Origin of the sequence: Desulfolithobacter dissulfuricans (assembly GCF_025998535.1) — a bacterium.
GTDB classification, from domain to species: domain Bacteria; phylum Desulfobacterota; class Desulfobulbia; order Desulfobulbales; family Desulfobulbaceae; genus Desulfolithobacter; species Desulfolithobacter dissulfuricans.
Genome location: NZ_AP024233.1, coordinates 1,975,967 through 2,002,955 on the forward strand (window position 1 = coordinate 1,975,967; position 26,989 = coordinate 2,002,955).

The 26,989-nt window shown below is 53.7% G+C and carries 23 protein-coding genes; 10 read left to right on the top strand and 13 right to left on the bottom strand.

Translation table 11 applies throughout. The features are described 5' to 3' along the window. From GF1_RS08760 to GF1_RS08785, 6 genes are all read left to right on the top strand, one after another. Positions 1-933 carry a DUF58 domain-containing protein gene (locus GF1_RS08760; protein WP_267926151.1) on the top strand — a complete coding sequence of 311 codons (933 nt, stop codon included), beginning with the start codon at positions 1-3 and terminating at the stop codon, positions 931-933. Beyond that, entirely contained in the window at positions 930-1,466 is a 537-nt protein-coding gene (locus GF1_RS08765; RefSeq protein WP_267926152.1) for a hypothetical protein, read from the top strand. Before GF1_RS08760 ends, GF1_RS08765 begins: the two co-directional genes overlap by 4 nt. 177 nt (positions 1,467-1,643) lie before the next feature. Beyond that, on the top strand, positions 1,644-2,639 hold the full coding sequence (locus GF1_RS08770; RefSeq protein WP_267926153.1) for a vWA domain-containing protein: 996 nt from the start codon (positions 1,644-1,646) through the stop codon (positions 2,637-2,639). 2 nt (positions 2,640-2,641) lie between these two features. Then, complete coding sequence (locus tag GF1_RS08775) at positions 2,642-4,726, top strand: VWA domain-containing protein (protein WP_267926154.1); 2,085 nt, start codon at positions 2,642-2,644, stop codon at positions 4,724-4,726. Continuing rightward, positions 4,726-6,651 (top strand): BatD family protein, encoded by a 1,926-nt coding sequence (locus tag GF1_RS08780; RefSeq protein ID WP_267926155.1) that lies wholly within the window; start codon positions 4,726-4,728, stop codon positions 6,649-6,651. Before GF1_RS08775 ends, GF1_RS08780 begins: the two co-directional genes overlap by 1 nt. Next, complete coding sequence (locus tag GF1_RS08785) at positions 6,648-7,409, top strand: tetratricopeptide repeat protein (protein WP_267926156.1); 762 nt, start codon at positions 6,648-6,650, stop codon at positions 7,407-7,409. Before GF1_RS08780 ends, GF1_RS08785 begins: the two co-directional genes overlap by 4 nt. A 65-nt stretch (positions 7,410-7,474) precedes the next feature. On the opposite strand, the gene hypA is transcribed toward GF1_RS08785, so the two are convergent. The 4 genes from hypA to GF1_RS08805 all read right to left on the bottom strand — a co-directional run bounded on the left by hypA (position 7,475) and on the right by GF1_RS08805 (position 11,434). Continuing rightward, entirely contained in the window at positions 7,475-7,822 is a 348-nt protein-coding gene (hypA, locus tag GF1_RS08790) for a hydrogenase maturation nickel metallochaperone HypA (protein ID WP_267926157.1), read from the bottom strand. 19 nt (positions 7,823-7,841) lie between these two features. Continuing rightward, positions 7,842-8,768 (bottom strand): vitamin K epoxide reductase family protein, encoded by a 927-nt coding sequence (locus GF1_RS08795; protein ID WP_267926158.1) that lies wholly within the window; start codon positions 8,766-8,768, stop codon positions 7,842-7,844. A 60-nt stretch (positions 8,769-8,828) separates the two neighbouring features. Next, positions 8,829-10,976 (bottom strand): methyl-accepting chemotaxis protein, encoded by a 2,148-nt coding sequence (locus GF1_RS08800; RefSeq protein ID WP_326491542.1) that lies wholly within the window; start codon positions 10,974-10,976, stop codon positions 8,829-8,831. A gap of 125 nt (positions 10,977-11,101) precedes the next feature. Then, positions 11,102-11,434 (bottom strand): barstar family protein, encoded by a 333-nt coding sequence (locus GF1_RS08805; protein WP_267926159.1) that lies wholly within the window; start codon positions 11,432-11,434, stop codon positions 11,102-11,104. 1,258 nt (positions 11,435-12,692) lie between these two features. Here GF1_RS08805 and GF1_RS08810 point away from each other — a divergent pair. Next, positions 12,693-14,768: a methyl-accepting chemotaxis protein gene (locus tag GF1_RS08810; protein ID WP_267926160.1), complete on the top strand. Its 2,076-nt coding sequence runs from the start codon at positions 12,693-12,695 to the stop codon at positions 14,766-14,768. A gap of 92 nt (positions 14,769-14,860) precedes the next feature. Here GF1_RS08810 and GF1_RS08815 read toward each other — a convergent pair whose 3' ends face one another. From GF1_RS08815 to GF1_RS08845, 7 genes are all read right to left on the bottom strand, one after another. Beyond that, positions 14,861-15,313 carry a 4Fe-4S dicluster domain-containing protein gene (locus tag GF1_RS08815; RefSeq protein ID WP_267926161.1) on the bottom strand — a complete coding sequence of 151 codons (453 nt, stop codon included), beginning with the start codon at positions 15,311-15,313 and terminating at the stop codon, positions 14,861-14,863. Between the two features lie 82 nt (positions 15,314-15,395). Then, positions 15,396-16,481: a hydrogenase large subunit gene (locus tag GF1_RS08820; RefSeq protein ID WP_267926162.1), complete on the bottom strand. Its 1,086-nt coding sequence runs from the start codon at positions 16,479-16,481 to the stop codon at positions 15,396-15,398. Further along, on the bottom strand, positions 16,474-17,001 hold the full coding sequence (locus GF1_RS08825; protein WP_267926163.1) for an NADH-quinone oxidoreductase subunit C: 528 nt from the start codon (positions 16,999-17,001) through the stop codon (positions 16,474-16,476). Before GF1_RS08825 ends, GF1_RS08820 begins: the two co-directional genes overlap by 8 nt. Further along, entirely contained in the window at positions 16,998-17,507 is a 510-nt protein-coding gene (locus GF1_RS08830; protein ID WP_267926165.1) for a 4Fe-4S dicluster domain-containing protein, read from the bottom strand. The genes GF1_RS08825 and GF1_RS08830 overlap by 4 nt, the downstream gene beginning before the upstream one ends. 3 nt (positions 17,508-17,510) lie before the next feature. Continuing rightward, on the bottom strand, positions 17,511-17,951 hold the full coding sequence (locus GF1_RS08835) for an NADH-quinone oxidoreductase subunit B family protein (RefSeq protein WP_267926166.1): 441 nt from the start codon (positions 17,949-17,951) through the stop codon (positions 17,511-17,513). A gap of 9 nt (positions 17,952-17,960) precedes the next feature. Beyond that, complete coding sequence (locus GF1_RS08840; protein WP_267926167.1) at positions 17,961-18,914, bottom strand: respiratory chain complex I subunit 1 family protein; 954 nt, start codon at positions 18,912-18,914, stop codon at positions 17,961-17,963. Beyond that, on the bottom strand, positions 18,901-21,282 hold the full coding sequence (locus GF1_RS08845; RefSeq protein WP_267926168.1) for a proton-conducting transporter transmembrane domain-containing protein: 2,382 nt from the start codon (positions 21,280-21,282) through the stop codon (positions 18,901-18,903). The genes GF1_RS08840 and GF1_RS08845 overlap by 14 nt, the downstream gene beginning before the upstream one ends. A 1,555-nt stretch (positions 21,283-22,837) precedes the next feature. On the opposite strand from GF1_RS08845, the gene GF1_RS08850 reads away from it, so the two are divergent. The 3 genes from GF1_RS08850 (at position 22,838) to GF1_RS08860 (ending at position 25,534) form a co-directional block, all read left to right on the top strand. Further along, positions 22,838-23,725, top strand: coding sequence for a GAF domain-containing protein (locus GF1_RS08850; protein WP_267926169.1), 888 nt, complete (start codon positions 22,838-22,840; stop codon positions 23,723-23,725). A gap of 77 nt (positions 23,726-23,802) precedes the next feature. After that, a complete protein-coding gene (locus GF1_RS08855) occupies positions 23,803-24,870 on the top strand; it encodes a PAS domain-containing sensor histidine kinase (RefSeq protein ID WP_267926171.1) in 1,068 nt (355 codons plus the stop codon). A gap of 16 nt (positions 24,871-24,886) precedes the next feature. Then, the gene (locus GF1_RS08860; protein ID WP_267926172.1) at positions 24,887-25,534 is read left to right on the top strand and encodes a response regulator; all 648 of its coding nucleotides are present in this window, start codon (positions 24,887-24,889) and stop codon (positions 25,532-25,534) included. A 128-nt stretch (positions 25,535-25,662) separates the two neighbouring features. Here the strand turns inward: GF1_RS08860 and ndk are convergent, their stop codons facing one another. Next, complete coding sequence (ndk, locus tag GF1_RS08865) at positions 25,663-26,109, bottom strand: nucleoside-diphosphate kinase (protein ID WP_267926173.1); 447 nt, start codon at positions 26,107-26,109, stop codon at positions 25,663-25,665. Positions 26,110-26,379: 270 nt separating this feature from the next. Next, positions 26,380-26,985 (bottom strand): recombination mediator RecR, encoded by a 606-nt coding sequence (recR, locus tag GF1_RS08870; protein ID WP_267926174.1) that lies wholly within the window; start codon positions 26,983-26,985, stop codon positions 26,380-26,382. Positions 26,986-26,989: the final 4 nt, after the last annotated feature.

Genomic DNA, 26,989 nt, shown 5'->3' on the forward strand with positions numbered 1-26,989 from the left:
ATGAAAAACAAAAAAGAAAAAGAAAATATTACCAGGGAAATCCTGAAAAAAGTCCGGCAGGTTGAAGTTCGGACCCGCCGCCTGGTGGACGACACCCTGGCGGGGAGTTACCACTCTGTCTTCAAGGGACGGGGCATGAATTTTGACGAGGTGCGCGAATACGTCCCCGGCGACGAGATCCGCACCATCGACTGGAATGTCACCGCCCGCACCGGGACTGCCCATGTCAAAAAGTTCACCGAAGAGCGGGAGCTGACCATCATGCTGATGATCGACATCAGCGGCTCAGGGGACTTTGGCTCCACAGCCCGGTCCAAACGGGAATACATGGCCGAGCTGGGCTCGGTCCTGGCTTTTTCCGCCATACGCAACAACGACAAGGTCGGGCTTATCCTGTTTACCGATTTTGTCGAACTCTACATCCCGCCGGGCAAGGGCAAGTCGCATGTCCTGCGAGTTATCCGGGAGATTCTCTTTTTCGAGCCCGAACACCGGGAAACAGATATCGGCGCAGCCCTGGATTTCATCAACCGGGTCAGTAAACAAAAAAGATGCGTCACCTTTCTCCTCTCTGACTTCTGTCTGCCAGGCAAGTACGAAGAAAGCCTGCAGCAGATACGCCCGAAACTGCAGATCACCGGCCGCAGGCACGACCTGATCGCGGTCTCGGTGACCGATCCGCGGGAACACGAGCTGGTTGATGTGGGCTGGATCACCCTGGAAGATGCCGAAACCGGGGAACAGATCCTGCTTGATACCGGTGACCAGTCGACCCGTGCCCGGTACCGGGAACTGGCCGGAGAACGCTGCCGGCTGCTTGGCCGTACGGTGCGGTCTGCTGGGGTTGACCTTCTGGAACTGCACACGGACAGGGATTACACTGGCGCGCTCATGACCTTTTTCGGTTTACGACAGAGGAGGATGGGCCGATGAATACCGCGCAAATAAAAGATATCCGTCCGATCAAAGGCCCCATTGTCCTGGAATCCGGCTTTAACTGGCTGCCGTGGTTGATCGGGGCGCTTGCAGCCCTCCTTCTGATAACAGCTCTGCTTTTTTATTTTCGTAAAAAACAGAGCAGCAGGCGGGCTGCACCGGCCCATGAAAAAGCGCTGGCCCGGCTGGCCGAGGTGCGGGAACGGCTGGATACCAGTACAACCTGTGACCTGGCAGCGCGGACAGCTGATATCCTTCGTACCTATATTGAAGACCGGTTCCGGATAGCAGCTCCCACCCTGACCACGCGCGAATTCATCAACGAGCTGATGGATGGATCCCGGCATCTGCCCCCGGAACTCACCGGAAACACGGAGGTACTGCAACAGGTCCTGGAGCAGAGCGATAAGGCAAAGTTCGCCCGGTGCCAGCCGGCCAGAGAAGAAATAGAGCAGATACTTGGTGCGGCGGATCAGTTTATCCAGTGCACAAAAAGAAAACCGGGCCAAGCGGAAAAAGAAAAAATGTGATTACCATCAATCTTCAGCATTGAAACCGGTGTCGGGCCTCGCTTGTTGCACGGGACGCCATAAACCCGTCCCTGGGGGCTTGACTGTGGCCATCCAGGCCACAGACACCCGTGCAACAAGTGAGGTCGACACCTTCATCCATCGGTGGATGAATTTCAGTGGTAATGAAATAACAAAATGGAAACATTCACCTTCCATAACCCGCAACTCCTCTGGCTGCTGCTCCTGCTGCCCCTGCTTGGTTTTCTGCGTGGCAGGCGTGGTCCGGCACCGGCCCTGGTGTTTTCCAATGTCTCGCAGATAGCAACACTTGCCGGGGTACGAAAGGCACGGCCCGGAAAACTGCTCGGCCTGCTGCGCCTCGCTGCGCTGGGGCTGCTCATCATCGGACTGGCCAGGCCGCAGATGGGCAACACCACGACAGAAATCCAGGCTTCGGGTATTGACATTCTCCTGGCTGTCGATGTGTCCGGATCCATGGAGGCCCTGGACTTTACCCTTGATAACAGGCGGGTCAACCGGCTGGAAGTGGTTAAATCCGTGGTTTCCCGGTTCATCGGGGACCGGCCCAATGACCGCATCGGGTTGCTTGCCTTTGCCGGGAGACCGTACCTGGTCTGTCCCCTGACTCTGGACCACAACTGGCTCCAGGAGCGACTCGAATCCCTGCGAATCGGCATGGTGGAAGACGGCACTGCCATCGGCTCGGCCATTGCCTCCGGAGCCAACCGGCTGCGGGACCGTGATGCCAAATCGCGCATCATGATTCTCCTGACCGACGGCATGAACAACGCCGGCAAGGCATCGCCGCTCACCGCCGCCGAGGCAGCGGAAACGCTTGGCATCAAGGTATACACCATTGGTGCCGGTACCCGGGGCGAGGCGCCCATGCCGGTGCGTGACCAGTTTGGCCGCAGACGGCTTATCCGGATGAAAGTCGATATCGACGAAAAAACCCTTTCCAGGGTGGCTGAAATCACCGGGGCCCGTTATTTCCGGGCCACAGATACAAAATCCCTGGAAAAGATCTATGATGAAATCAATGCCATGGAAGCCACGACCAGAACCATCAAGCATTTTTCCCAGTACCGGGAACTGTTTCACTGGTTCGTGCTCGCGGCCCTTGGGCTGCTCGCGGTGGAACTGGTTGTATCCCGCAGGAGGCTGCCATAACCATGCATATCACATTTGCCTGGCCATACTGGCTTGCCGCAGGCACCCTTTCGCTCACCTGCGCGTACCTGTTTATCCGCTATGCCGGTAAAAAACGGAGGGAAAACCTGGAACGTTTTGCCGCGCCAAACCTGCTTCCCCACTTGACCGGAAACGTATCCGTCTCCATGCGCCGAACCAAAAAAATCCTCTTTCTTCTGGGGGTGTTCTGCTGTTTTATTGCCCTGGCCAGGCCGCAGTACGGAGACCGCTGGGTGGAGGTGAAACGCAAGGGTATTGATATCCTCTTTGCTGTGGACACCTCAAAGTCCATGATGGCAAGGGACGTCCTGCCGAACCGTCTCGACCGGGCCAGGCTCGCCATTGGTGACTTTGTCAGCCGCCTGGAAGGCGACCGGGTAGGCCTCATGCCCTTTGCCGGGACCTCGTTTCTCATGTGTCCCCTGACCACGGATTACGAGGCTTTCAACAGTTCGCTGCGGGCCCTTGACACCACCATTATCCCCAAAGGAGGCACCAATATCGGGGATGCCATCCGCCAGGCCGAAACCGTGCTCGCCAATGAAGCCAACCATAAAATCCTTATCCTGGTAACCGATGGTGAAAACCTGGATGGCAATCCCCTGGAGGCGGCCCGGGAGGCCAAAGAGCATAAGATGACCATCTTTACGGTCGGGGTGGGGACCCCCCAGGGCGAGCTGATTCCGGATCCGGACGCTGGAGAGGGAAACTTCCTCAAAGACCCTTCCGGCAAGTACGTGACCTCCAGACTGGATGAAAAAACGCTGACCAGAATCGCCGAGGAAACCGGAGGTCTGTACGTGCCGCTGGGCACCACCGGCCAGGGCTTTGAGACGATTTATCAGAAAAAACTGGCCCTGGTACCCAAAGAGGAACATGGCCGGCGCATGGACAAGATTCCCATTGAGCGGTTTGGGTGGCCCCTGGCTGCGGCACTCTGCCTGCTCGCCCTGGATTTTCTGCTGATTGGGCGGAAAAAGAACAAAAAGTCCTGGTCGCTGAACAGACACAGAATATCTCTGCGTCGCTCCCGTGGCCGCAGGTCCAGTCGTGACCGAACCATGGCTGCCATCCTGCTGCTTGCCCTCGCTGCCCTGCATCCTGTGACGAGCCACGCAGGAGCGGAAAAACAGGAACAAAAAGAAAAAGAAAAAATCCAGGCAGGACCTTACAGCCAGTATGAGGAAACCTGGCGCAAGACCCTGGCAGAAGATCCGGATAATCCGGTACTGCAGTTTAACCTTGGGGGCGTGGCCTATGAAAAAGGTGCTTTTGACCAGGCAATTGCTTCCTTTAACCAGGCCCTGCACACCGATGATCTCGATCTGCAGGCCCGGAGCTATTACAATCGTGGCAATGCCCAGTACCGCCTTGGTGAAAAAAGCCTGCAGACCGACCCTGGCCATACCATCAAACTCTGGGAAGAGGCCCTCACCTCCTATGAAGGATGCCTGGCCCTGAACCAGGGTGATCCTGATGCGGCCTACAACCGTGATCTTGTTAAAAAACGACTGGAAGAACTCAAGAGGCAGCTGCAACAGAAGAAAAAAAAGAATAAGCAAAACAAAGACAACAGACAGAAAAGCCAGGAACAGCAAAAGCCGCAGGACAGCAAAAAACAAAAACAGGAACAAAAGAAGTCCGGCCGCAAACAGTCTGGCACGAACCAGCAGCAGGACCGGAAAAACAGCAAACAGAAACCGGATCCCGGCCAGTCCAAAGAGCAGGAGCAGAAAAACAGAAACCAGAGTAATGGCCATCAGGATAAGGAAAAGAGAAACAAAAAAAACACCCGGCCCGGCCAGCCGGAGCAGGCCGAAAACCAGCAGAATACAAACCAGGACAAATCCCGGGGACTGGCCGACAACAACAGTCGCAGCAAGGGAAAACCCGGGGACCAGGGTCAGGCTGGTATGAATCAAAACGATGCACAACGCCGCAAGCAGGGAAAAATGACTGTTGAGGAAGCCAAAAGACTGCTCGATGCCCTCAAGGGCGAGGAAGGAGAACTGCGGTTTATACCGCAGGGAGGCCAAAACGACGAACAGAGCAGGAGGAACTGGTAATGGCTGACTGCTTGAAGGATTTTCGGAGAACCAGAGATCAAAGATACAAAAAAGACAAAAAATATCTCGGGGCGACAGTTTTCCTGGCCGTTTTCCTGATCCTTGGGCTTATCGTAAACACCGCCGGTCTGGCCGCGGACCAGGTGACGGTTACGGCAGAACTCAATACCAGTGAGTTCCCGGAAGATCAGGCCGCCCTGCTCACCGTGACGGTGAACGGTGCAGGCTCGGCCAAGGTTGCCAGGCCCGAGGCAGACGGCCTTGAGATCGCTTATCAGGGACAGAACCGACAGATGCAGTGGATCAATGGCAAATACTCCTCTTCCATTTCCTTTGTCTTCATTGTGCAGCCCCTGGAAGCTGGCACCCATACCATCAAACCGATCAAGGTCGAGGTTGATGGAAAGGTCCTGGAAACGCAGCCCGTGACCTGCAAAATCCTTCCTGTCAATTCCACCACCGCGCCTCCGGCCGGAAAAAAGGGCGGCCCGCCACCGGCTGGTCCCCAGACCAGGTTACGTTCGGGCGAGGCCGATAAAATCGGCTTCATGCGCATTATTCCGGAAAAAAACAAAAAAACCGCCTACTCGGGCGAACTGGTCCCCTTTACCATCAAGGCCTTTTTCCGCCAGGGATTACGGGCGACCATCAAGTCCGCGCCGCGTATCATTGGTGATAATTTCATGCTGGAATATCTTGACGACCAGCCACAGCAAAACGAAGAGGTCGTCGACGGGATCCCCTATACAGTGGTGACCTGGCACGGAGCGTTTTCCGGGGTGAAAGAGGGTGATTTTTCCCTGGAAGTGGAGTTGGATGCCAGCCTGCTGGTCCGCACCAGGACCCGGCGTCCGGCCAGCCCGCTCTCACCTTTTTTCAATGATCCGTTTTTTGATGATTTTTTCGGTAACTATACCCACAGGGAGGTCAAACTGGTCAGTCCGGAGCAGGTCATGCACGTCAAAGACCTGCCAAAAGAAGGACAGCCTGCTGATTTCAAGGGCGCCATCGGCACCTTCAGCCTCGCGGTGACCGGTGAGCCCCTGGAGGGCAAGGTGGGTGATCCCATCACCCTGAAGATGAAGATCCGGGGTACCGGCAATTTTGACCGGGTCCAGGCTCCGGTATTTACCGGCGATCCGAAAGAGTGGAAAACCTACCCCCCATCGAACCAGTTTACAGACCAGGGCAACGGTCAGGATAAAAAAGAAAAGTCCTTTGAACAGATCATCGTACCCACTGACCAGAATATCACAGCAATCCCGCCGGTCTCGTTTTCCTATTTTGATCCGGATGCAGAGACCTATATCACCCTGACAAGTGATTCGATTCCGCTCAACCTGCAAAAGAGCAAAAGCACGAAAAAACAGGTAGATTTACCACAGAAAAGCAAACCCCGGCCTGTTGCCCGGGAAAAAACAAAAAATCCTGATCCGGGCCTGGCCCCCATTCACACGGAACTGGGCCGCATGTACCACGCCATCACTCCTGTGTATAAAAAAACCTGGTTTCAGGCCCTGCTCGGCGCGAGCCTGCTTCTACTGGTCACGGGCCTTCTGCTCAGACAACACCAACGACGGCTGGAGGCGGATCCGATGATCACCCGGAGAAAAGAGGTAGATAAGAAACTCGCAGCCTGCTTCCGGGACATGGAGAATGCAGCCTCGACGGGTGACAGCAGCACATTTCTCAAGTCCTGCCGGACGGCCATCCAGGAGGCCATGGGCCTGCGCTGGAACAGGGAACCACGGGCCATAACCCTGGCCGACCTCAGGGCCGGTCTTGAAAAAGACTCACCGCTCATTTCCCTTTTCGAGCAGGCCGAACATGCCAGCTACATGGGCACAGAGCTGGATCAGGAAACCATGGGCAGGATAATTGAAAGTTTGAAGGGAGAAATTGGGAGCCTGAAGAAAAAAAGATGAAAACAAAAACGATCCTTTTCGCCCTAGCAATCCTTTTTTTCTCCGTTGCTGCGTCACTGGCAGCTCCGGAAAACACGGACGCATTGTTCCAGCAGGCAAACGAAGCCTACAGCCGTGGGGAGTATGAGCAGGCCACTTCCATGTATCTGCAAATCGTCAGGGAAAACGGGGTGTCGGCCTCACTGCTGTACAACCTGGGCAACAGTTATGGTGCCAGCGGCCATTCAGGCAGGGCCATTGCCAATTATGAACGGTCCCTGCGGCTGGATCCGGATAACCAGGACGCCAGGTACAATTTGACCCAGGTCCGGAAAAACAATGGGCTGTACCTGGAAAACCGGCCCCTCTATGAACGGTTGGCCGGTATTCTTTCGCCGGACCAGTGGGCCCTGCTGGCCATTACCGGTTTGTCTGTCTGCGGGCTTACAGTTTTTATAACATCCCTCTGGCCCGGTCTGCCCCGGACCTTCACCCGGGTCCTGATCACCTGTGGTCTGTTACTGGTTGTGGTGGGAGTTCCACCGGCCCTGCTGGCGTATCGTCACTGGGACAACGGCGTGGTAATCGCACCGGACGTGCGACTCCTGATTTCACCTTTTGCCGGGGCCGCGTCGGTGGGAACGCTTAAAGAAGGACGGGTCGTCACCCCGGACAAGCACCATAACAACTATATCCACGTCACCGATGAAACAGGACGAAGCGGCTGGCTGGACAGTTCCGTTATTACCTGGCTGGACCAACCCCCTGAAATGAATTGAGGATTCCAGGTTCTGAGCGATGGTATCCCCTGGAGGGATACCATCGCCGGGAGTTTGTATGGCTGTCAGTCGTTTTTCACCTCGATATGGGTAATCTGCAGGGTTTTTCCGCTGGTAATATCCACGCTCCGGCTGTCGCACTCCGGACAGACAAAAACATACCCATCCACATGGAAGGTATGATCACACTGTTGGCACCTGGCCATTATCTCCTCGGTTTCCAGCACCATCTCGGCATGCTCGCAGACTGTATCTTCCCTGAAAAACTGATAGGCCTGCTCAAGGAAATGGGGATCAATGCCTGACAGTTTTCCGACTGTCACATGAATTTTGACGATCTTTTCCGCACCGTGCTCACGGGCCACCCGGGCGCATGTTGCAATCAATGACTGGACAATACTGTATTCGTGCATTGGGCCGGGTTCCTTCAGCCTATCTGTTATCAGAGAGGTTGACCGGTGGTTCCATTTGTTCACCACAATCCACGTCCATGCGGCACTCGTCCTCACCGGCAAAATCAAACAGGAAAAAATCATCCTTTGATTCCCCGGCTACGGGAAGCGGATCAAGGCAATTTTGTTTCAGGTACGTCATGATATCACTTTCTCCCCTGATAAACCGCATCCCGTTGGCCCTTTTTTCGATCAATACCGGGATGGTCTCAATCCCAAGTATTTTCAGGGCCAGGGTATTGATATCCGGGTTCCAGGAATCCATGGGTACCAGATCGGGCAGCACCTGCTTGTCTATCTGCTGCACAGGGTTGAAGCGGACTTCACACCGCGTGCAGGTACTCAGGAGATCCAGTACCCGGCGGCAATGGGGACAATTGCTTGAAAACAGCAGGTACAGCTGCCGTTGCGGGCTGGCGCACCGTTTAATGGCATAGGTACCGTGATCGATATTGAACGATTTTTTACCTGCTCCCGGATTATGAAACTGCAGCAGGGAAAAGATAATGAGCTCTGTGGCAAACATCAAAACCGCAAGACATGCCTGGCGCCAGCCGGCCAGCATGTTCATGACGATGATGAGGAAACAGATAAAGAGACAATAGGAACAAAATGTCTGCGCGACAAAGGCCTGGTACGAGACAAGCACCCCTTCTGCCGCCATGCCGCTAAACAGCAGCAGGCGAAGAAACACCTGTGCGCCAGGGCTGAATCTGGCCACTATGGCGGCAAGCAGGAGACTGAGGAAGAAAAACGCGCCCGCCCCATTGAACCAGAGCGGCGGAATGCGGAGCAGACTCTCGACCACACTGCAGCCCTGGTTCACGCAGATAACTGAATCGTTTATCAGCAGATAAACAACCTGAACAAGCGTCGTGATAGCCCCGATCCCGGCCAGCACAGTCATCCAGGCAAGCGTTCTCCTGCCGAGTTTTGGTATCAATTCACTTTTTGACTGATACATTGTTCACATCTTGAATCTTCCAAGAATTTCGCGCAACTGTTCCGACAACCTGGAAAGCTCTCTGACATTAGTGCTGACCGTTGCCGAATTCCCAGCCATTGATGTGGCTATATTACTTACCTCATCTATGTCACGGGCAATATCTCCCGCCATGGCCGAACTCTGCGAGACGTTCTCGTTCACCTCAGCAAGACCCATGGCTGCCTGGGTCACATTATTCCCTATTTCGCTGGTCACACTGGCCTGCTCCTCCATATCCGCAGTAATGGAAGAGACAATTTCGTTCACCTGATGGATAACATCTGAAATTTCATAAATCTCTGAAACCGTTTCACTGGTTGAAGACTGGATCGCCTCGACTTTCTGACGTATTTCCAGGGTGGCTTCAGAGGCCTGTTTGGCAAGCCCCTTGATTTCATCGGCCACCACGGCAAAGCCTTTCCCTGCCTCCCCGGCCCTGGCCGCCTCAATGGTGGCATTGAGCGCCAGCAGATTGGTCTGTTCAGCAATTTCCGTTATCGTTTCCGTCACTTTGCTTATCTGGGCCGCAGCCGAACCCAGCAGATCAACCTTTTCCGAGGCACTTGCAGCCCTGTTGACCGCATTATCTGTGATGGAGCTGGCCTGGTCTGTCTTTCCGGCAATCGCGGTAATGGTGTTGCTCATTTCCTCCACCGCCGAAGCCACCATGTTGACATTGGTGGTTGCCTGCTCACTGGCAGCGGCCACGGAATGCATGTTCGCACTCATGGTATCTGCCGCATTGGCAACATCATTGGCTTTTTCGGACGAAACCTCAGCCCCTTTTTCCAGATCCTGTGCCATACTTAACAGCCGATCAGCAGAAGAGGCCATGCTGTCCATACTGCGCCGGGCATTCCCGATGAGGACCTGCATATTGAACAAAAACGCATTAAAGTAACTGCCCAGTTCCTGCAATTCATTCATTCTGGCCTGCTGGAAAACCTCCTTACACTCTGTGCAGCTCTGGTACACCCCGGAAACTATTTTCCTGCACGTCACCTCAATGGCGGAAAAGGACCCAACGGTTTCCCAGCACCGGTCCTCCCTACCAAAACAATCGCAATCCTCCTGGTCACAGTCTGAAAGGGCGGCGCAGGGCATCACCGGCATTTTTTCAGTGATTTTCTGTGAAAGATCGCCGCTGCCCGCCTTCTTGAATTTCGCTATCAGCACCTGCACAGGACGGTCCACGAGCCGGTCAAAAAGAATATACAGACTGATGACAAGAGCCAGAAGCAGAACGGCGCCAATCCCTATTTGTTTTACAAGATCTTTTCTGAGGGTTACGAGCTGTGAGGAAATATCTTCAGGAACCGCCACCACTCCAATCACTTTTCCGCTGCAGTCCCTGAGCGGAGAAAAAATGGTGAACAGGTGCTTGCCGTTTTTCTGCACCTGTTTATAACGGACCCTGTTGCCCCACATGACGCTACGCAACCAGGGATAGGACTTTTCAGGAATTGTCAGAGAATGGGTTTTGGCCAGGTAGGCAAAACCACTGCCGTCGGGAACAACAATTGAAATATCGAAGTCGTACTTATCCTTTATAGGCATCAGGAGACTGTCATCCAGTTTAAAGCCCAGTTCGAGAGACCCCACCGGCCGTCCTTCATAGATAACAGGAACCACGCCCCTTATACCAAACCCGGCAACGCCTTTCTCAATCCCCGCGACAGGCTTGCCCGTCCGGTTGGCTTCAAGCACAGCGAACCGGAAGCCTGACAGATCATCACCATATTTATCGGGTTTATGGGCACGGAAAAACGAAATGGCCGGTGGCAGGTGAACCTGAAACTGGGCAAGGTCAAGCGGCTTTTGCAGCCGCTGAAAAGCGCCAAGGGTAAGCTCCTTGACGCGCTCTCTGTTACGCTCAGCCAGAGCCTTCTGCAGCTCACTGTTTTCCGCAAAGGCCATGGCCATTGTCAAAGCCTGGTTGGCTTTGCTGTTGAGCATATTTTCCACTATGGCGAAATGGGAATGGAGACGGAATCGTTCTTTCTGCAGAAGTTTGTCGTGTTTCTGCTTGTAATCGTTCTGCACATATCCGCAAATCATGGCCAGAAAGGCGACAGATACGATCAAAATAAACGTGCTCTTTATTCTATGGGGCAAAATTTTCTTTAACATCCTGTTCTCCTAACCAGCACGGCTGGACCAGGAAAGCGACCGAAGGGAGACTCTGTACTTCGGAAGGATCCAGCCACGATCCAGGGGATCTGTAATCCGTACCCATGCTGACGGTTGTGACGGTGTTACACTGTAAACGAAAGAATCAGCAGGGGCGGATCCCCACTTTCCATACGACGATAATTGACCGTAGCTGCACATTCCAACAGGGTCAGGTACTGGGTGGGGCTTCGGTGTTTCAGTAAACTTGCATTTACTATTTCAAGAATAACCGCCCCGCCTGGCTTGCAGTGAACAGAGGACATGCCCATTTCCGCATCATCGAGATAGGACATGCAATCCACCCAGGATTCACGATCACGGCAAAATTCCGGAGGAAAACCAAATTTTTCACTGAATTCCTCGAAAAAGGAATGCTCACGGATCAATCGATTCCCATCGATTGTCATTCGAAGCATATGCTTGACTTCCATAAAAACATCCCCTGATGGTAGTGTTGCGGCAGGACATCACAATTATCTCTCATGTGGCGCAGTTAACCTGGAGTCCCTTTCGACCCTCCGGTTAAACCATCCCAGAAGAAGGCCTGGGTAATATCCATGGAGAGTCCAGCTAAAACCGACCCTCTCCTTGCCAGAGATATGCGTCTTGTGCGCATACGCACAAGAAGACACGCTGCCTGTCTTACTACCTCTTAACTTATTTATCGTCAAGTAGTGCTGTTATTTTTCCAGTAAAAGCCAGCCTCGACAAAATTAGGCTTGACCTTAACCGGCTCTTGATGTATCAGAGAGGTTAGCTATATATGCATAATTTGCACATATAGAAGCAGAGACTACCCTGCCACGATCAATTTATTAAAAGTTTATACTGTGCGTGACAGGCAGGTTGTGATGACAAACAGGACAAAATGGTCCACGGCAAAACGACCTTTACCGTACCAGACCGGTTCTCCTGCCGCAGAAGCAGAAGGTAAGAAAAAGTGGGCTGCCGGGAGCTTTAGTGACACATGATAAAAATATAACCGTCTTCTTCCTCTTTATGGTGATCACATCACTCATACCTCTCCTCCGAAACGATTATATACGCCTCCTCCTACCTGGCATTTATCGCGTTAAATGAACTAGAGCTTCCGGCAGCCCTCTTTTGCGCAAAATAAACGGTAACCAGATTGTCAGAAAATAGAAGAGCTCCTCTGTGGTTCGAAATTCCCGGGGACCACGACATTCAATCTCGTTACAGGGAGGAACCCGGCCCCTGGGCAATATAAAGTGGGTGCTTAGCAGTGCCACTGGCACCGAAATCGCCTGGAGAACCGAGCTCATCCAATTCCGATTTTCATAGTCGAAGCCTACGCTCGTCATGCGGTCAAGCCGCATCACTATCTGGTTGTCCCCGGCGTTGCAGGGAATGACGGTTTAGAAAGTCCCAGGTGATACTTCGCCTGTATTCCGTTCCCGGGCAAAGGATGAATTTTTACTTTTTTACACAGTGGCGAGGATGGCCTGGAGCTGGTTGTTTTAAGTCGTTTCCGGCAGAGCAGAATACAACAGCCGCATAATCCGAAGCGCAAATTCTCGCGCCGCTCCTTCAAGTCCCCAGGCCCTTCCCTTTCACTCTTCCAATCTGTGCGAGATGCAAAAGAATTCGGCACAACAGAACCGAACTTCAGAAAATCAAGCCAACAGATAATTCCCTGATTAAGGAGGCTTTGGAGTGTTTAAAAAAATCCGTTTTACCACCAAGCTGTTTGTTGGGATAATCACCGTCCTGGTCATGGTATTGTTGGCGTCAAGTATTGTCAGCATCTACAATGCCCGTAAAGGACTGGAAGAGACTGGTACGGCATCCCTGCGCGCGCTTTCCCTGACCATCAAGCAGACACTTACAATGCAGAACGATCTGACGCAGGACAAACTCAAAACAGATCTTGCTGTTATGGAGAACGTGATGTCCCAATATGGTATTCCCCGGCTTGTAAAAAATAACCAGGTCAGGGAAACCATTGTCAATCAGGTTACAAAGGCAAGGGAAACTGTGTCTTTTCCGGTTCTTCAGTTCGGCAAATCAGTGGTTAACAACAACTTTGAAATCGTGGATGCTGTCAGAGACATGGTCGGCGGCACCGCCACCATTTTCGAAGTACTGCCGGGCAAGCTGCTCCGGGTTTCCACCAATGTAAAAAAACTCGATGGCACCCGTGCCACGGGAACATATATCCCCTCAGACAGCCCCGTGTACCAGACAGTTATGGCCGGGCGCACATTTTATGGCAAGGCGTATGTTGTCAACGCCTGGTATCTGACCGCGTACAAACCACTGCGTGACGAAGAGGGTAATATAGTCAGCGTGGTGTATGTGGGCAGAAAAATATTGACCGACGCGCTTGTGGACTTTCTGCGGGAGGCATCCCGGGAGCTCAGGGCCGGAATCTATGCCTATAACTCCAAGGGAGATATTCTGGTTGATGTAACGAACCAGTTTACAGGAAAGAATATCTTTCCCGGGCCCGGCGGGAAGTTGTTTGAAAACACGAAGAACGGAGTGATCAGGTATCAGGCTCAGGATAACGGCGTCATGAAAATCGCCAGTCTTGGCTATTTTCAACCATGGGACTGGCACATAGGGGTGGAACTGACCGAACAGCAGCTGGCCCGCGGCATTGACAGAAAGCTGGCGATAAATGGTTTTATCATCCTGATCGCCGGTATAGGAGTAAGCGTTATTGTTCTGTGGCTGTTCATCAAGACGATGACCAGGCCACTGCAGGAGCTGGCAGAGCAGGCGGAGGCAGTCCGGCAGGGTAACTTTGATGTAACATTTACCTATGAGGCCAATGATGCCATCGGCACCCTCGGCAAGGCGTTTCTCGAAATGGTGGACAACTTTAAAAATGTTCTTCTCGAGATGGCTACAGGCATCAAGCGTCTCTCTGATTCGTCAGCGGACCTGAACAAAATTTCCGGTGAAATCAACAGTAATACAGCAGAAATAGCCACAACCGTGGACAACGTCGCATCATCTGCCGACAGCATGAGCCAGGCCATCAATATCGTGGCTTCGGCAATGGAACAGACCACGGCCAACGTCAATACCATTTCCACAGCATCCGACGAGTTGAGTTCAACCATCAACGAAATTGCGGAAAACGCGGAAAAGGCAAAGAACGTGGTTGATAATGCCGTTAATAACGCTGCCAGAACCACGGAAAAAGTCAATGCCCTTGGCGATGCGGCCAATGAAATCAATAAAGTGACCGAGGTGATCACGGAAATAGCTGACCAGACCAATCTACTGGCACTCAATGCCACGATTGAAGCGGCCCGGGCCGGAGAGGCCGGCAAGGGATTTGGGGTTGTTGCCAATGAAATCAAGGAGCTGGCCCAACAGACTGCCACAGCAACGGACGAAATCAAAGAAAAAGTAGAGTCAATCCAGAATGTGACAGGGGGAACAATCCAGGAGATCAAGGATATTTCCGAAATTATTTCCAACATCAATGATATTGTCACAACCATTGCCGGAGCGGTAACGGAACAGTCCGTAACCACCCAGGAAATATCCCGCAGTATCAGCGAAGTGGCAGCCGGGGTCGGCGAAGCAACGGAAAGTGTTCACCAGACCTCTGTCGACGCCTCGCAGGTTGCCTCTGATATGGAGACTGTCAACCTGCTTGCAGGCAAGATGACAACTTCCGGCAAGGAGGTTCAGGAGTCCTCCAAGATTCTGCTTGATCTTGCCGACAGGCTGAACAAAATGGTGGCCAGGTATGATGGCCTCGTAAAAAGCTGAAACCTGAACCCTGCAGTTGTCTCTGTATCGAGGGCACTGCGTAAGTACAGAGGCAACAAGGCTGGCGAAGACGTTGCAAGATTCACGATTCCCTACCTGGTTGCCTGACAGACATGGGACGCACTCTGCCGGCCAGCCGTGAATTCTTTCCAGGACACGAGGGAAAGGGCGTTAAATTTGCACCCTGCAATACAGGCCTGGGTCTCTTTACCAAAGCAAAGATCACATTTAATCGCAGTCAGGCGCTTCAGTCCGCTTACCGGGTCTTCAACCTCGCGGATGTCAATCGCTCCCACCGGACAGACCATGGCGCATGTGCCGCATCCGGTGCAATCTTCCTCGTTCACCCTGACAATACCGCCGTCGTCCACCTGGATGACCCCAAGGGGACAGGCGCGGGCACAGGGCGCATCCTCGCAATGCATGCATTGCAAAACAGCCTTTTTTCCGTCTTGCTTGAGCACCTTATTCCGCGCTACAAGCTCGATGCCAGCCGCCCTGGCCTCCTTGGCAGACATACCAAGATGGCTGGTTGCGCATTTCATCTCGCACATCCTGCATCCCTTGCAAAGCTCCACGTCGCAAAGGACAAATCTGTGATCCCCGGTTTCCATAGAGCGCTTCCCCCTATCTTTCCGTGCACGAAATACACGGATCAATACTGTTGAAAATCAGTGCAATATCTGCGGTTTTATTGCCGGGCATCATGACCTTCAACGCCTCCCAGTGCATATAGGTGGGGACGCGCCATTTCATTCTCTCGGGCTTATTGGAACCGTTGGACTTGACGTAGTAAAACAGCTCGCCACGTGGCGCTTCCGACCTGGCGACAGCCTCTCCCCTGGGAATGCGGGGAAGGCCCGGCGTTGTTACCGGCCCGTCGGGCAGTTTCCGGAGGCACTGCTCCACAAGCCGTATGGCCTGAAAAACCTCTTCCAGCCGCACGAGAGTTCTCGCCCGGACATCGCATCCTTCCTGCAGAACCACGCTCCAGTCGAGCTTGTCATAGGCGGCGTAGGGATAAATATCGCGGATATCGTTATTGACACCACTTCCCCGGGCGGTCGGACCGACAACTCCGAGCCTCAACGCATCCTCTTTTGGCAATACACCGACACCTTCTGTTCTGGCCCTGACGATTCTGTGGGTCCGGAAGATGGAAATGAGTTCCCTGAGCGGTTTTTTCAGGCCATTGAGCTTTCTGGTCAGATAGCGAATTTGCTCGTCATCAAGGTCATACTTTACGCCACCAATGGTATTGGCGCTCAGGTCCATCCGGTTACCCCAGATGGTTTCCTTGATATCCTGCAGGACTTCCCTGGTCTCCATGGTCTGGGTCATCAAAGAATGAAATCCGATCAAATGCGCCTGCATGCTCACATTGAAGAGATGGGAAGCCGCTCTTTTCACTTCATCAGCAATGACACGCAGGAACTCGGCCCTGGGGGGTATCCGGATGCCGGCTATTTTTTCCACCGCCATGATATAGGTGAACGGATGATTGTTGGAACAGAGCGAGCATGTACGTTCCGTGATAATCATGTTCTGGAGAAAGTTTCGGCGGAGAACCAGTGCCTCCATGCCCCGGTGGACAAAACCGCTCAGGATATCCACATCCTCGACGGTTTCCCCGTGCAGATGGACCTTGAAATAGACCGGCTCCTCCAGGGCGATATGGACAGGGCCGACCGGCAGCTTGTACACCTCACTCATTTCCGGCTCCTTTGGCTTCATTGATTCGTTCCCAGAGGGTGTTGGTCGCGGCGCCGGCCATGGCATCGGAAAGGGTCATGTACTCCTTGAATATTCCCTGGGCAATGCTTTCATCAAGAATTAACCGTTCCGGATTGGGGTGGTCGACAAGCGTGATATCAAACAGGTCCTGCATCTCCCGCTCTGTCCAGTCCGCGCTTTTCAGATACGGAGTAATGGACGCGACTGTCCCGTCTTCTGTCACCAGCGTGGCGGTCAGCAGCACGCCATCCACGTCAAAATGGTATGCTATCTCGTAGCCTGAATCGATCACATAGGGGCTGACAGTCACAACCCGGCCGCCATGTTTCCTGACCAGGGTTGCCACTGCGGCGATGTCGGACTTGTCGTGCAGCTTGACATACAGATCCTGGTTTCCCGTGGAATCGGCACAGACGGCTTTCTGTTCAAATCCAGAATTGACATACACCTTCAGCTCGGAAAGAAGGGTGGATGCCAGCTCCTTTTTGTTTGTCATCATAGGTACAACCTCTTGAAATTCTCAATTCTTCTGCACTCGGGACAGAGCGATACCAGCTGGCGGAGTTCATCGGTAACCTCTGTATAGGCACGCTGCAAAAGCGGTTCTACCGGAGGCTTTATATTCTGGCCGCACTGCCGGCATGGTGTAAAAAGAACCTCACCTTCCGCTGTGGGCCGATATTTTTCACTCTGGGGCTGTGCCGTATGAAAATCATTTGTATGGGCCACAGCAGATGTGGGGCAGTAATATTCACAGTTACCGCAATGGGTACATGTGCCCAGCCAGAAAGAGAACGATATCCCCTGACCATCCTCTTTTTCCCTGACCCTGATAGCCCCGCCGGGACAGACATATTCGCAGGTGCCGCAGCCGATGCAGAGTTTCTGATCATAGGCGATGATCCCCCGGTACTTTTCCGGAGTAAACGTCTCTCCAAAGGGATAGGGATCGGTTGTCGGTCCGTTAAAAAAGTTCCTGATCGCTATTTTAAAAAATCCGGCCATGGATCACGCCTCTTGCCAGTGGGCAATTTTTTCTTTCCAGATGGAGATCGCCTGCGCCACACCGTCAATAATCGACTGGGGACGAACAGGACACCCGCAGACATTCACGTCAACCTCAACGTACTTATCAAGAGGTCCCCTGATGGAATAACTGTCCCTGAACACCCCGCCACTGATGGGACAGATACCCACCGCGACCACCACCCGGGGTTCGGGAATCTCGTCAAGCAAACGTATCAGATACGCTTCTGATCTTGCGGTGACAGGACCAGTGACAAGGACAATATCGGCATGCTTGGGTGATCCGGTGTACTTGCAGCCCAGCCGTTCGACATCATAACGCGGGATCAGCGCCGTGGTAGCCAGTTCCACGTCACATCCATTGCACGACCCGGTGTTAATCCTGAAAAGCCAGGGTGATTTGATTGCATATTTTGACAGCATTGCGATCTCCTATGAAAACAGGACCAGCCCAAGGCTCAAGAGGGAAAGAGCCGTGGGCACGATCAAGAGAAATTTAAAGGCCTGATCCACCCTGAAACTGGGCAGGGAGGCATGGATCAGCGCAATGACAGCAACAATGCCGGCGGATTTACCCATGTACCAGAGCAGATTCACGACAATACTCTCACCTGCCATTGCCGGCATGAACAAGACCTGGAGTACCGTAATCAGCACCAGCAGTTTCAATGCATGCGTTATTTCAAAAAGCGCCAGCGCCATTCCGCTGTATTCCATGAGATATCCTTTCATGACATCGGCGTCATTTTCCGCGATGTGAAACGGTGGAACCTCGAGCGTGGCAAGCATGAAAATACCAAAGGCGATAAAGGCGGGGATCATTTTGAAATCAGTGACAAATGACCCGTGCAGCACCTGATAGTCAACGATACCCTTGAGGGAAAACAGGGCCCCCTCCCCTGCTCCGGCCTGCAGAGCAACAGTAAAGAGCACAAGAATGAATGTGATCTCATAGGCGAACATCAGAACCACCTCACGGGATACGGAGATCGCCGCATAGGTGGAGCCAGAGGAACTTCCGCCCATGACATGGGATACCGCCGGCAGGGCCATCAGATAAAGCAGTACGATAAGATCGCTGTTTACCCCTGCTCCGTCATGCACTCCGCTGATTGGCAGGATAAAGATGGCAGCCAGCATCCCTGCAAATCCAAATACAGGGGCGATACCGAAAAATATTTTATTGGTGGCATCTGCGGGAACAAGCACTTCTTTGGTCTGGAGCTTGATGATATCAAGCAGGTTCTGATACACGGGCGGCCCCACTCTCCCCTGAAACCGTGCAACAGCTATCCGTTCCAGGCCAAGCAACAGCAATCCGAAAAATACAGCAAAAAGACCGCCGGGAAAAACCAGGAAAGCCAGCACATTACTAACGCTCAACATAGTCACCCTTTATTCCGATTATTGTTTTTGTCAGCCTGACCATGCCCTTGATAACCGCTTTGGAATCCTCGTAGAAATTCACAGAGGCAACATGGGAATCCCCGGGGGTGAGGTCCCGGGCGCCGCAGGCATACACATGCGTTGATCTTGTCTTTATCTTTGTCAGCAAATAAACGAGAGCCACGAGCGCAACGCCGCACAGCAGCATTATCGTGACATACAGCATGTTGATTCCCCCCGCGCCGTGCTGGATCAGGGCCGGGCCAATATCAAGGGGCTGCAGATGGAACTGGGCGAGCATGCTGTTGACAGGTGCCAGCGCGATCCCTGGAAAAATGCCGAGCAGAACACTCAAACCGGCCAGAACCGACATGGGCACCAGCATGTACCAGGACGCCTCTTTGGCATCTTTCACACTGTCCTGGATCTGTCCGAGATAGGCCGAATGCATGAACTTGATAAAAGAGGCAAGGGTCAGGACGCTGCCAAACAGGGAGAGAACAGCGATTCCGATATAGCCCGAATCCATGACAGCATGATAGATCATCCACTTGGAGACAAAACCGCTGAACATCGGCACACCGGAGATTGCGAGCACCCCGATCATGAAGCAGAGAAAGGTGAGAGGCATCTTCCTGGCCAGTCCGCCGAGCTTATCCATTTTGTCCGTGCCGGTGGCGACAAACACCGCACCGGCACATAAAAAGAGAAGATTCTTAAAAAACATGTGATTAACAAAATGCAGCAAGCCTCCGGCGAGCCCCAGGGAGGTCATCAGGGAACATCCCACCACCACATAGCCAAGCTGACTGACGGTATGAAAGATCAAGAGTCGTTTCATGCTGTTGGTCAACATGGCAAAGGAGGCAGCCATGACAATTGTCAGCGCCCCGATCCAGCCACTGACATGTTTGATAAGATCAAGTGGCAGCAGGCTGGTTGCAGTGACTCCCGCAGCACCAATGAAGAAAATTTTAACCATCATGAATGGCCCGCTTTTCAGGACGGTGGACGAGATATAGCCGCTTATCGGCGTAGGAGCGGGTTTTGGGTGCATCTGATAATCAATGCGAAAGGGCAGCTGCGCAGCCTTCATCAGGAAGCCGAGTGTCAGCAGGACAATGGCGATTGCCGTGGTTTCCGTGTAGCGGAAATCTGCCGCCATGGCAGCAAAATCCCACTGACCACTCTCCTTGTACATAATGGCTACGGCAACGGTAAGAAAAGCAGCACCAAGATAGTTGAACGTAAAATATTTGCTTGCCTCCTGAACAGAAAAGGCGTCGTCCTCATGGGCCAGCGCAAGGTACATGATCCAGCCACTCATGATTTCCCAGAAAAAGAACATACTGAACAAGTCTCTGCTCAGACTGACACCGAGCAGCCCGGCCACCATCAGGAGGAAAAAGGTGTAGAACCGGTACTGCTTGTGAGAATGCTCCATATAGCTGACCGAATAGGTGAACTGCAGTGCCCCCATAAACAGGATGAGAAGAGCAAAACCGGTCCCGTACGCGCCGACATGATCGAAGAAGAGGATGGCCATGGCCAGCAGACACACACCTGCTGACAGCAGCCCGGCAACCTTATTGGACCTTTGCCCAAAAAAATAAACAGCCATGGCGCCAAGCATGAGAACAAGGACCGGAAAAGGCCAGCTGACCTGCTGGACAGGGAGTCCGGTGGCCGGAGAGCCCAGGTATCCGGCCAGCGCGGCAAAGGGTGTGACCGCAATCCGGGGCAAAAAACCCCCGATAACAGCAGCTGCAAGGAGGAGATAGGGGGCGATCAATTTGCCTCCTGCTGCTTCCTGCAAGGACCGCCCCTTGTATTTTTCAAGAAAAACGATCCTTACTACCCGGATAAACACCAGAAAGTAGAGAAGCTCACCGGCTGCGAGCAAAACGGAACTGACAATCTTTCCGGAGTCGACAAAGGCATACACCATGAGAACCTTGCTGAAAAAAGCAGAAAACGGCGGGAGACCCATCATGGCGAAAAGTCCGGCCCCAAGGGGTATTGCTGTCCGCGGCAGGGCCCGTCCGATACCGCGCATGTCTGCCAGCCTGTCGCTACCGGCCTTTGCGCGCAGGAGCGCTGATGCAAGGAGCATCATTGTGGTGATCAGCATAAAATTAAAGACATGAAAGAAAAAAGAGGTCAGGGCCAGGGATGAGTTGAGGGTGAGCAATGAGCGGATATCGACAACCAGACCCACAAGAGAATAGAGCAAAACTTTTTTCAACTCCCTGTGAAACAGGGCCTTCACGCCACAGAATATAAATATTATCGTACAGATAACATGTAGTGCCTCTGCAGAATGGCCATGAATCAATGCTGTAGTTTCCCCCAAAGCCGCAGCATCCATATCTCCTCCTTCCGTCGATGTTTAGATTATCGCATGATGATCACCGGCGGCAGCCGGCCTGCCCGGTACCCGGCACAATTGACACACCCTTCTTCCAACGTAGCCTGACAGGCCAGTACGCAGGAAAACAGCCACAGCTCACACACAACCAATGTGCATATTGTGCGTTAACGCACACTAGGCATGATACAACTGACGTCCGCCCTTCCCTTGTCGCCAGTCACACAACCTGCAAAGCCGCTGGCAGGGAAGGAAAAAATAAAAGTTCCAGTTGACTTGACACAATGCTTGATGTATTATTTAAAGATACGCAGACGCACAGTTTGCACATACATAGCACAAAAAACCACCGGTGTCACGGTCAATTTAACAGTAACCTGACAGGTTACGTACCAGATGTGATGGTCAGCAGGACACCTTGACCACACCAGACCGGCTCTACTGCTGAGAAAGAGAAGGAATAAGTGGGCTGCCGGAAGCTTTACTGCGACATGATAGAATCATAACCGTCTCCCTCCTCCTAAGGGGTGATTTCTTGACTTCACTCATGCCTCTCCTCCGAAACGGTTAAATACGCCACTGCTCATCGGGCATTTATCATGTTCTTGCATCAGAGCTTCCGGCAGCCCGCTTATTCAGCTGGATCCACAAAAAATGATGGAGGTAGTGCGGGGAAATCTGTGCCGGGAACTCAAAACCAACAATGAAATACCAGCGCGAGTATCATGGCAAGCCTCGCGACACTTGCCATGCGCTCGTGAACGAGTCTTCATTTGTTGCTTACGCATTGAAGGGTGGGTCAATGCGGCCCATGAGTTCCCGGCACAGATTTCCAGCAAGACCCTCTGTCCCCGAAAAATAGATACGTTCTCCTCCTGTACTGCCGTCACTCTCACCCCCCTTGCATTTCATCCTTCCCAAAGAAGCTGAACCGGTACTTATTCCAATGGAATCACTCCCCGCTTTTCCTTCCTTTTTATTGAAAATCCTGAATAGTCCTGATATCGTTGGTCCTTTACGAGAGGTTCTCTTGCCGAGAACCAGTCCGAGATTCCATGCTTAAGAGGCGAAGAACCGATTATCCCATAGAAAGAAGAATGCGGTCTTTTACTGCATCATGCCTTGCCGTCTTTCTGTTTCTCGGCAGCGTCCAGGCATTTGCCGTTGGGGGTAGCATATCCCAATAAAGACAGAAGTCTTGATGAACGAAGCCATCCCCACGCCGGGTATCTTTTTTTCAACTGTATGTACCACCATCATGAAGGATGATAACGGTAATGCCATCGTCGCCTTTGTCGAGGCCTGGGCCTGAGCCAACCTCTTTCGCTCTGCCTGGATCAGGAACAAAAATCCTTGCGTAACCAGCAGTGGGCAATGGCCGCAAGGAATAAAGCCTAACGGTTTTTGCCATCTTGGCAGATTTGACGTACGCCTTCTGATCGTTTCACCTGCAAAACGCCTGGAATTCCACGGATGCGGACGGAAACGGGCAGTACTTTCTCAAGTCTCCCAGGAGAACAAGGTGCGCCTCGGGCACGCAGTGAGTAACGCAACCATGAATATTTCACAGCAGAAGGGTCTCAACGAACAAACATCGTTGTTTCTCTACACCATCAACAAGGTCGCGGAAAAACTGCTCGCCGGAGGAGAAGAGATTCCCTGGCAACAGGTAACCGACCTTGTCGGGCCGGCCTCCAGTTCCAGCCGCTGTTACATCTTTCTCAACCAGGTGGACGGCGACGGCCGGATCCTCTCCAGCCAGGTGGCCGAATGGTGCGCCGAAGGCATCCCATCCGAGCTCGACAACCCGTTACTGCAGAGCATGGATCTGGCCCGGATGGCTCCCCGGCACTTCCAGATACTGTCCTCCGGCGCCATCGTCTGCGAGCATGTCACCGATATCCAGGGCCCGGAACGGGAAATACTTGAGGCGCAGCAGATCTGTTCCGTTCTCCTCATTCCCATCACCACCACCAAGGAATTTGCCGGATTCATCGGTTTTGATGCCTGTGTCAGCCCACGGCAGTGGACGGACAACGAGATCCAGTACCTGAAAACCGCCGCCAAGCTGCTGGCCCACGCCCTGGAGCGCCACCATGCCGACAGGATGCGGCGCGAGGAGATGAAACGGTTCAACGCGGTCATGGACGCCCTGGATGCGGTGGTCTTTGCTGCCGACATGGAGACCGATGAGCTTGTTTTTCTCAACCGGTATGGGCGCAAGATCATGAAAGAGGGGCAAGGGGGCTCCCACTGGCGCTCCCTGCATGACCACCAGAAAAGCCCCTGCCCCCCTGCACCAACGAGCAGCTGCTCGACAACAATGGTGATCCGGCTGGAACCCATATATGGGAATATCACGATACCGGGAACAACCGCTGGTACCAGTGCCACGACCAGGCCATCAGGTGGCCCGACGGCCGCACCGTCCGGCTGGAGATAGCCACCGACATCACTCCTCTCAAGGAGGCGGAACTGCGGCTGCAGGAGAGCGAAAAGCGTTACCGGCAGTTTTATTCCATGTTCCGGCTCATGGCCGATAACATGCCCGACCTGCTCTGGGCCAAGGACATGGACCGCAGGTTCACCTTTGTCAACAAGGCAATCTGCGAAAAACTGCTCATGGCCAACGATATCGAGGAGCCCATCGGCAAGACCGACATGTTCTTTGCCCTCCGGGAGCGCGATTCCCATAGCGATCAGCCGGACTGGCACACCTTCGGCGAGATCTGCCGGGATTCCGACGGGGTGGTCATGGCCAGCGGCCAGCCCGAACGTTTCGACGAGTTTGGCAACGTGCGCGGGAAGTTCATGTTTCTTGATGTGTACAAGGCCCCGATATGGGACGAGGACGGGACCATGATCGGCACCGTGGGCTGCGGCCGGATCGTCACCCGGGAAAAGGAACTGGAGAAGCAGCAGAAAAAAACCATGCGCCAGCTGCAGGCCTCGCTCGAAGAAAAGGAAACCCTGCTCCGCGAGATACATCACCGGGTAAAAAACAACCTTCAGGCTCTAATCCACCTGATTTCCATGCAGGAATCCATGCTCGAATCCAGCCAGGACGCCCGCCACGCCTTCCAGGAGATCAAGGACCGGATCATGGCCATGGCCCTGATCCACACCCAACTCTATCAGTCGAACAACTTCAACCAGATCGATATCAAAGCCTACACCGAAGAGTTGGCCACCCACCTGCTGCAGCTGTCGCGCAAAGACCCCCCGATCCAGAAGAAAATCCTGATCAAGGAGGTCTTTTTACGGGTGGACACCGCCATTCCCTGCGGCATGATCATCAGCGAGCTGATCTCAAACGTGCTGAAATACGCTTTTCCCGATGGTTATGTCCAGGGCGCGGACGGCCATCTGCCCACGGTCACCATCACCTTCACGGAATCGGAAACCGACTACACCCTGTGCGTCAGCGACAACGGCGTCGGCCTGCCCCAGGGGTTTGACTACGCGAAAAACCAGAGCCTGGGGATGAAATTGATTCATGTCTTGGCCACACACCAGCTTGGCGGTAAAATACGTATAGAGTCCAGAAACGGAACCAGTGCCACGGTAACCTTTCCCAAAAAGCGATAAAGAGGGGCACCTGCCCATGTCCAGAGAAAGAATACTCATTGTCGAGGATGACGGCATCATCGCCCTGCTGCTGCAGGAGATAACGACCCGCTATGGCTACGAGGTCATGGCGATGGTGGCGACCGGCAAGGAAGCGGTGGAGCAGGCGATCACCAGGAAACCGGACCTGATCCTGATGGACATCCACCTGGCCGATGACGTGGACGGCATAGAGGCTGCGGCCAGGATACGGGCCAGCCAGGACATCCCCATCGTCTACCTCACCGCCTATGCCGACGACACCACCCTGGAGCGGGCCAAGATCACCGAGCCCTATGCCTATGTGCTCAAACCGGTGACCGAGAAGGAACTGCACATCGCCATCTGCCTGGCCCTGCACAAGCACCGCTCCGGCTTACAGCAGAGAAAACAGCTGGCCGAGCTCCAGAAATCCATCCCGCCGCTCCAGGTCCGGGAACCTATCCTCCCCATCTGTGCCCGCTGCAAAAAGATCAAGACCGACCAGGACGGCTGGGAAGACGTGGCCACCTTTATCGAAAAGCACTCCCGGACCCGGATCAGCCATGCCATCTGTCCGGACTGCGCCCGCACACTCTACGGGGATGAGCAGTGGTATGATCCGAGACAGGACGACCAGAACCCTGAAAATACAGACGACCGGTAACCACCGGACACGCCTGCCGGCGGGCCGGCCCTGACAAAAAAAGGGACCAAGCGCGGCAGGGGAGAGAGGCCACGTTCGATCCCTTTACACCTCCTGCGCTTAAGCAGGTGGCAAACAAGAGGGAATTTTTATTCAAATATCCATTTATCGGTATTTCTCTCCCAACCGGGAATATCATCACCGAACCAGAGCCCGATCTCGGCGGCAGCGCTTTCCTCACCATCGGAACCGTGGACGATATTACGGCCGATTTCCAGGGAAAAATCAGCCCGGATGGTCCCGGGGGCCGCCTGGGCGGGGTTGGTCGCACCCATGGTGGTCCGGGCTGTGGCAATAGCCCCGGTTCCTTCCAGAACCATGGCCACCACCGGTCCGGAGGTAATGTAGTCGATCAGGTCCCGGTAAAATGGTTTTTCCTTATGGGCCGCATAGTGTTTGGCCGCCAGCTCCTCGGATACGTGCATGAACTTCATGGCCACGATCTTCAGGCCGCGGCGTTCGAAACGGTGGATGATTTCGCCAATCAGACCCCGCTGCACCGCGTCGGGTTTAATCATTACAAAGGTACGTTCCATGGTCAGCTCTCTCCTTTACAAATAAAGAACATGATAACATAACAAAAAATATCGATATATTTTCTAGCCCGCATATTTCACAAACCTCGTCCGATACGCCCTCGCGGGCGGCCCCACCCTACCATATATCCCCTGGCCTGCGCAATCCTCCGAAGGGGATCTGAAGACAAAAAAACAGGGACCCCAAAAAAAAGGATTTCTGATTACCATCAATCTTCAGCATTGAAACCGGTGTCGGTGGCTGAATTTCAGTGGTAATCACAAAAGGATTTACTCACCCATCCGCTGCCGGGTCTCGATGGCCCTGGCCAGGGTGTGCTCATCGGCATACTTGATGTCCATGCCCATGGGAATACCGCAGGCCAGCCGCGTCACGCGGACCGGGGCCTGGTGCAGGATCTCCATGAGATAGGAAGCCGTGGCCTCACCGGGCACCGTGGAGCTGGTGGCGAGCAGGACCTCGTCGATACCGCCCTGGCGGATGCGTTCCAGGAGTTCCCTGATCTTCAGCTCGTCGGGCCCTATACCATCCATGGGCGACAGGACACCATGGAGAATATGGTACAGTCCCCGGAAGGCACCGGTCTTTTCGATGACCATCAGGTCGCCGGGTTCCTCGACCACGCAGACGAGCCTTTCGTTACGGCGCGGGTCACCGCAGATGGCACAGGGATCGGTTTCGGAAAAGGTGAAGCATCTGGAACAGAGCTGGATGGAACCGTGGAGTGCGGCCAGGGACTCGGCCAGGGTACGGGCCTCGGCGGCAGGTCGTCGCAGCAGATAGAGGGCCAGGCGGGTGGCGGTCTTCTGGCCGATGCCGGGCAGCTTCTGAAAATCGGTTATCAGCCTTTCAAGGGCCGGCGGTACAGCCTGCATGACA

What these genes read in the sequence shown, in the direction of transcription:
- GF1_RS08760 (WP_267926151.1), top strand. Translation starts at nt 1, where the DNA reads ATGAAAAACAAAAAAGAAAAAGAAAATATTACCAGGGAAATCCTGAAA.
- GF1_RS08765 (WP_267926152.1), top strand. Translation starts at nt 930, where the DNA reads ATGAATACCGCGCAAATAAAAGATATCCGTCCGATCAAAGGCCCCATT.
- GF1_RS08770 (WP_267926153.1), top strand. Translation starts at nt 1,644, where the DNA reads ATGGAAACATTCACCTTCCATAACCCGCAACTCCTCTGGCTGCTGCTC.
- GF1_RS08775 (WP_267926154.1), top strand. Translation starts at nt 2,642, where the DNA reads ATGCATATCACATTTGCCTGGCCATACTGGCTTGCCGCAGGCACCCTT.
- GF1_RS08780 (WP_267926155.1), top strand. Translation starts at nt 4,726, where the DNA reads ATGGCTGACTGCTTGAAGGATTTTCGGAGAACCAGAGATCAAAGATAC.
- GF1_RS08785 (WP_267926156.1), top strand. Translation starts at nt 6,648, where the DNA reads ATGAAAACAAAAACGATCCTTTTCGCCCTAGCAATCCTTTTTTTCTCC.
- hypA (WP_267926157.1), bottom strand. Translation starts at nt 7,822, where the DNA reads ATGCACGAATACAGTATTGTCCAGTCATTGATTGCAACATGCGCCCGG.
- GF1_RS08795 (WP_267926158.1), bottom strand. Translation starts at nt 8,768, where the DNA reads ATGACTGTGCTGGCCGGGATCGGGGCTATCACGACGCTTGTTCAGGTT.
- GF1_RS08800 (WP_326491542.1), bottom strand. Translation starts at nt 10,976, where the DNA reads ATGTTAAAGAAAATTTTGCCCCATAGAATAAAGAGCACGTTTATTTTG.
- GF1_RS08805 (WP_267926159.1), bottom strand. Translation starts at nt 11,434, where the DNA reads ATGCTTCGAATGACAATCGATGGGAATCGATTGATCCGTGAGCATTCC.
- GF1_RS08815 (WP_267926161.1), bottom strand. Translation starts at nt 15,313, where the DNA reads ATGAAATGCGCAACCAGCCATCTTGGTATGTCTGCCAAGGAGGCCAGG.
- GF1_RS08820 (WP_267926162.1), bottom strand. Translation starts at nt 16,481, where the DNA reads ATGAGTGAGGTGTACAAGCTGCCGGTCGGCCCTGTCCATATCGCCCTG.
- GF1_RS08825 (WP_267926163.1), bottom strand. Translation starts at nt 17,001, where the DNA reads ATGATGACAAACAAAAAGGAGCTGGCATCCACCCTTCTTTCCGAGCTG.
- GF1_RS08830 (WP_267926165.1), bottom strand. Translation starts at nt 17,507, where the DNA reads ATGGCCGGATTTTTTAAAATAGCGATCAGGAACTTTTTTAACGGACCG.
- GF1_RS08835 (WP_267926166.1), bottom strand. Translation starts at nt 17,951, where the DNA reads ATGCTGTCAAAATATGCAATCAAATCACCCTGGCTTTTCAGGATTAAC.
- GF1_RS08840 (WP_267926167.1), bottom strand. Translation starts at nt 18,914, where the DNA reads ATGTTGAGCGTTAGTAATGTGCTGGCTTTCCTGGTTTTTCCCGGCGGT.
- GF1_RS08845 (WP_267926168.1), bottom strand. Translation starts at nt 21,282, where the DNA reads ATGGATGCTGCGGCTTTGGGGGAAACTACAGCATTGATTCATGGCCAT.
- GF1_RS08850 (WP_267926169.1), top strand. Translation starts at nt 22,838, where the DNA reads ATGAATATTTCACAGCAGAAGGGTCTCAACGAACAAACATCGTTGTTT.
- GF1_RS08855 (WP_267926171.1), top strand. Translation starts at nt 23,803, where the DNA reads ATGTTCCGGCTCATGGCCGATAACATGCCCGACCTGCTCTGGGCCAAG.
- GF1_RS08860 (WP_267926172.1), top strand. Translation starts at nt 24,887, where the DNA reads ATGTCCAGAGAAAGAATACTCATTGTCGAGGATGACGGCATCATCGCC.
- ndk (WP_267926173.1), bottom strand. Translation starts at nt 26,109, where the DNA reads ATGGAACGTACCTTTGTAATGATTAAACCCGACGCGGTGCAGCGGGGT.
- recR (WP_267926174.1), bottom strand. Translation starts at nt 26,985, where the DNA reads ATGCAGGCTGTACCGCCGGCCCTTGAAAGGCTGATAACCGATTTTCAG.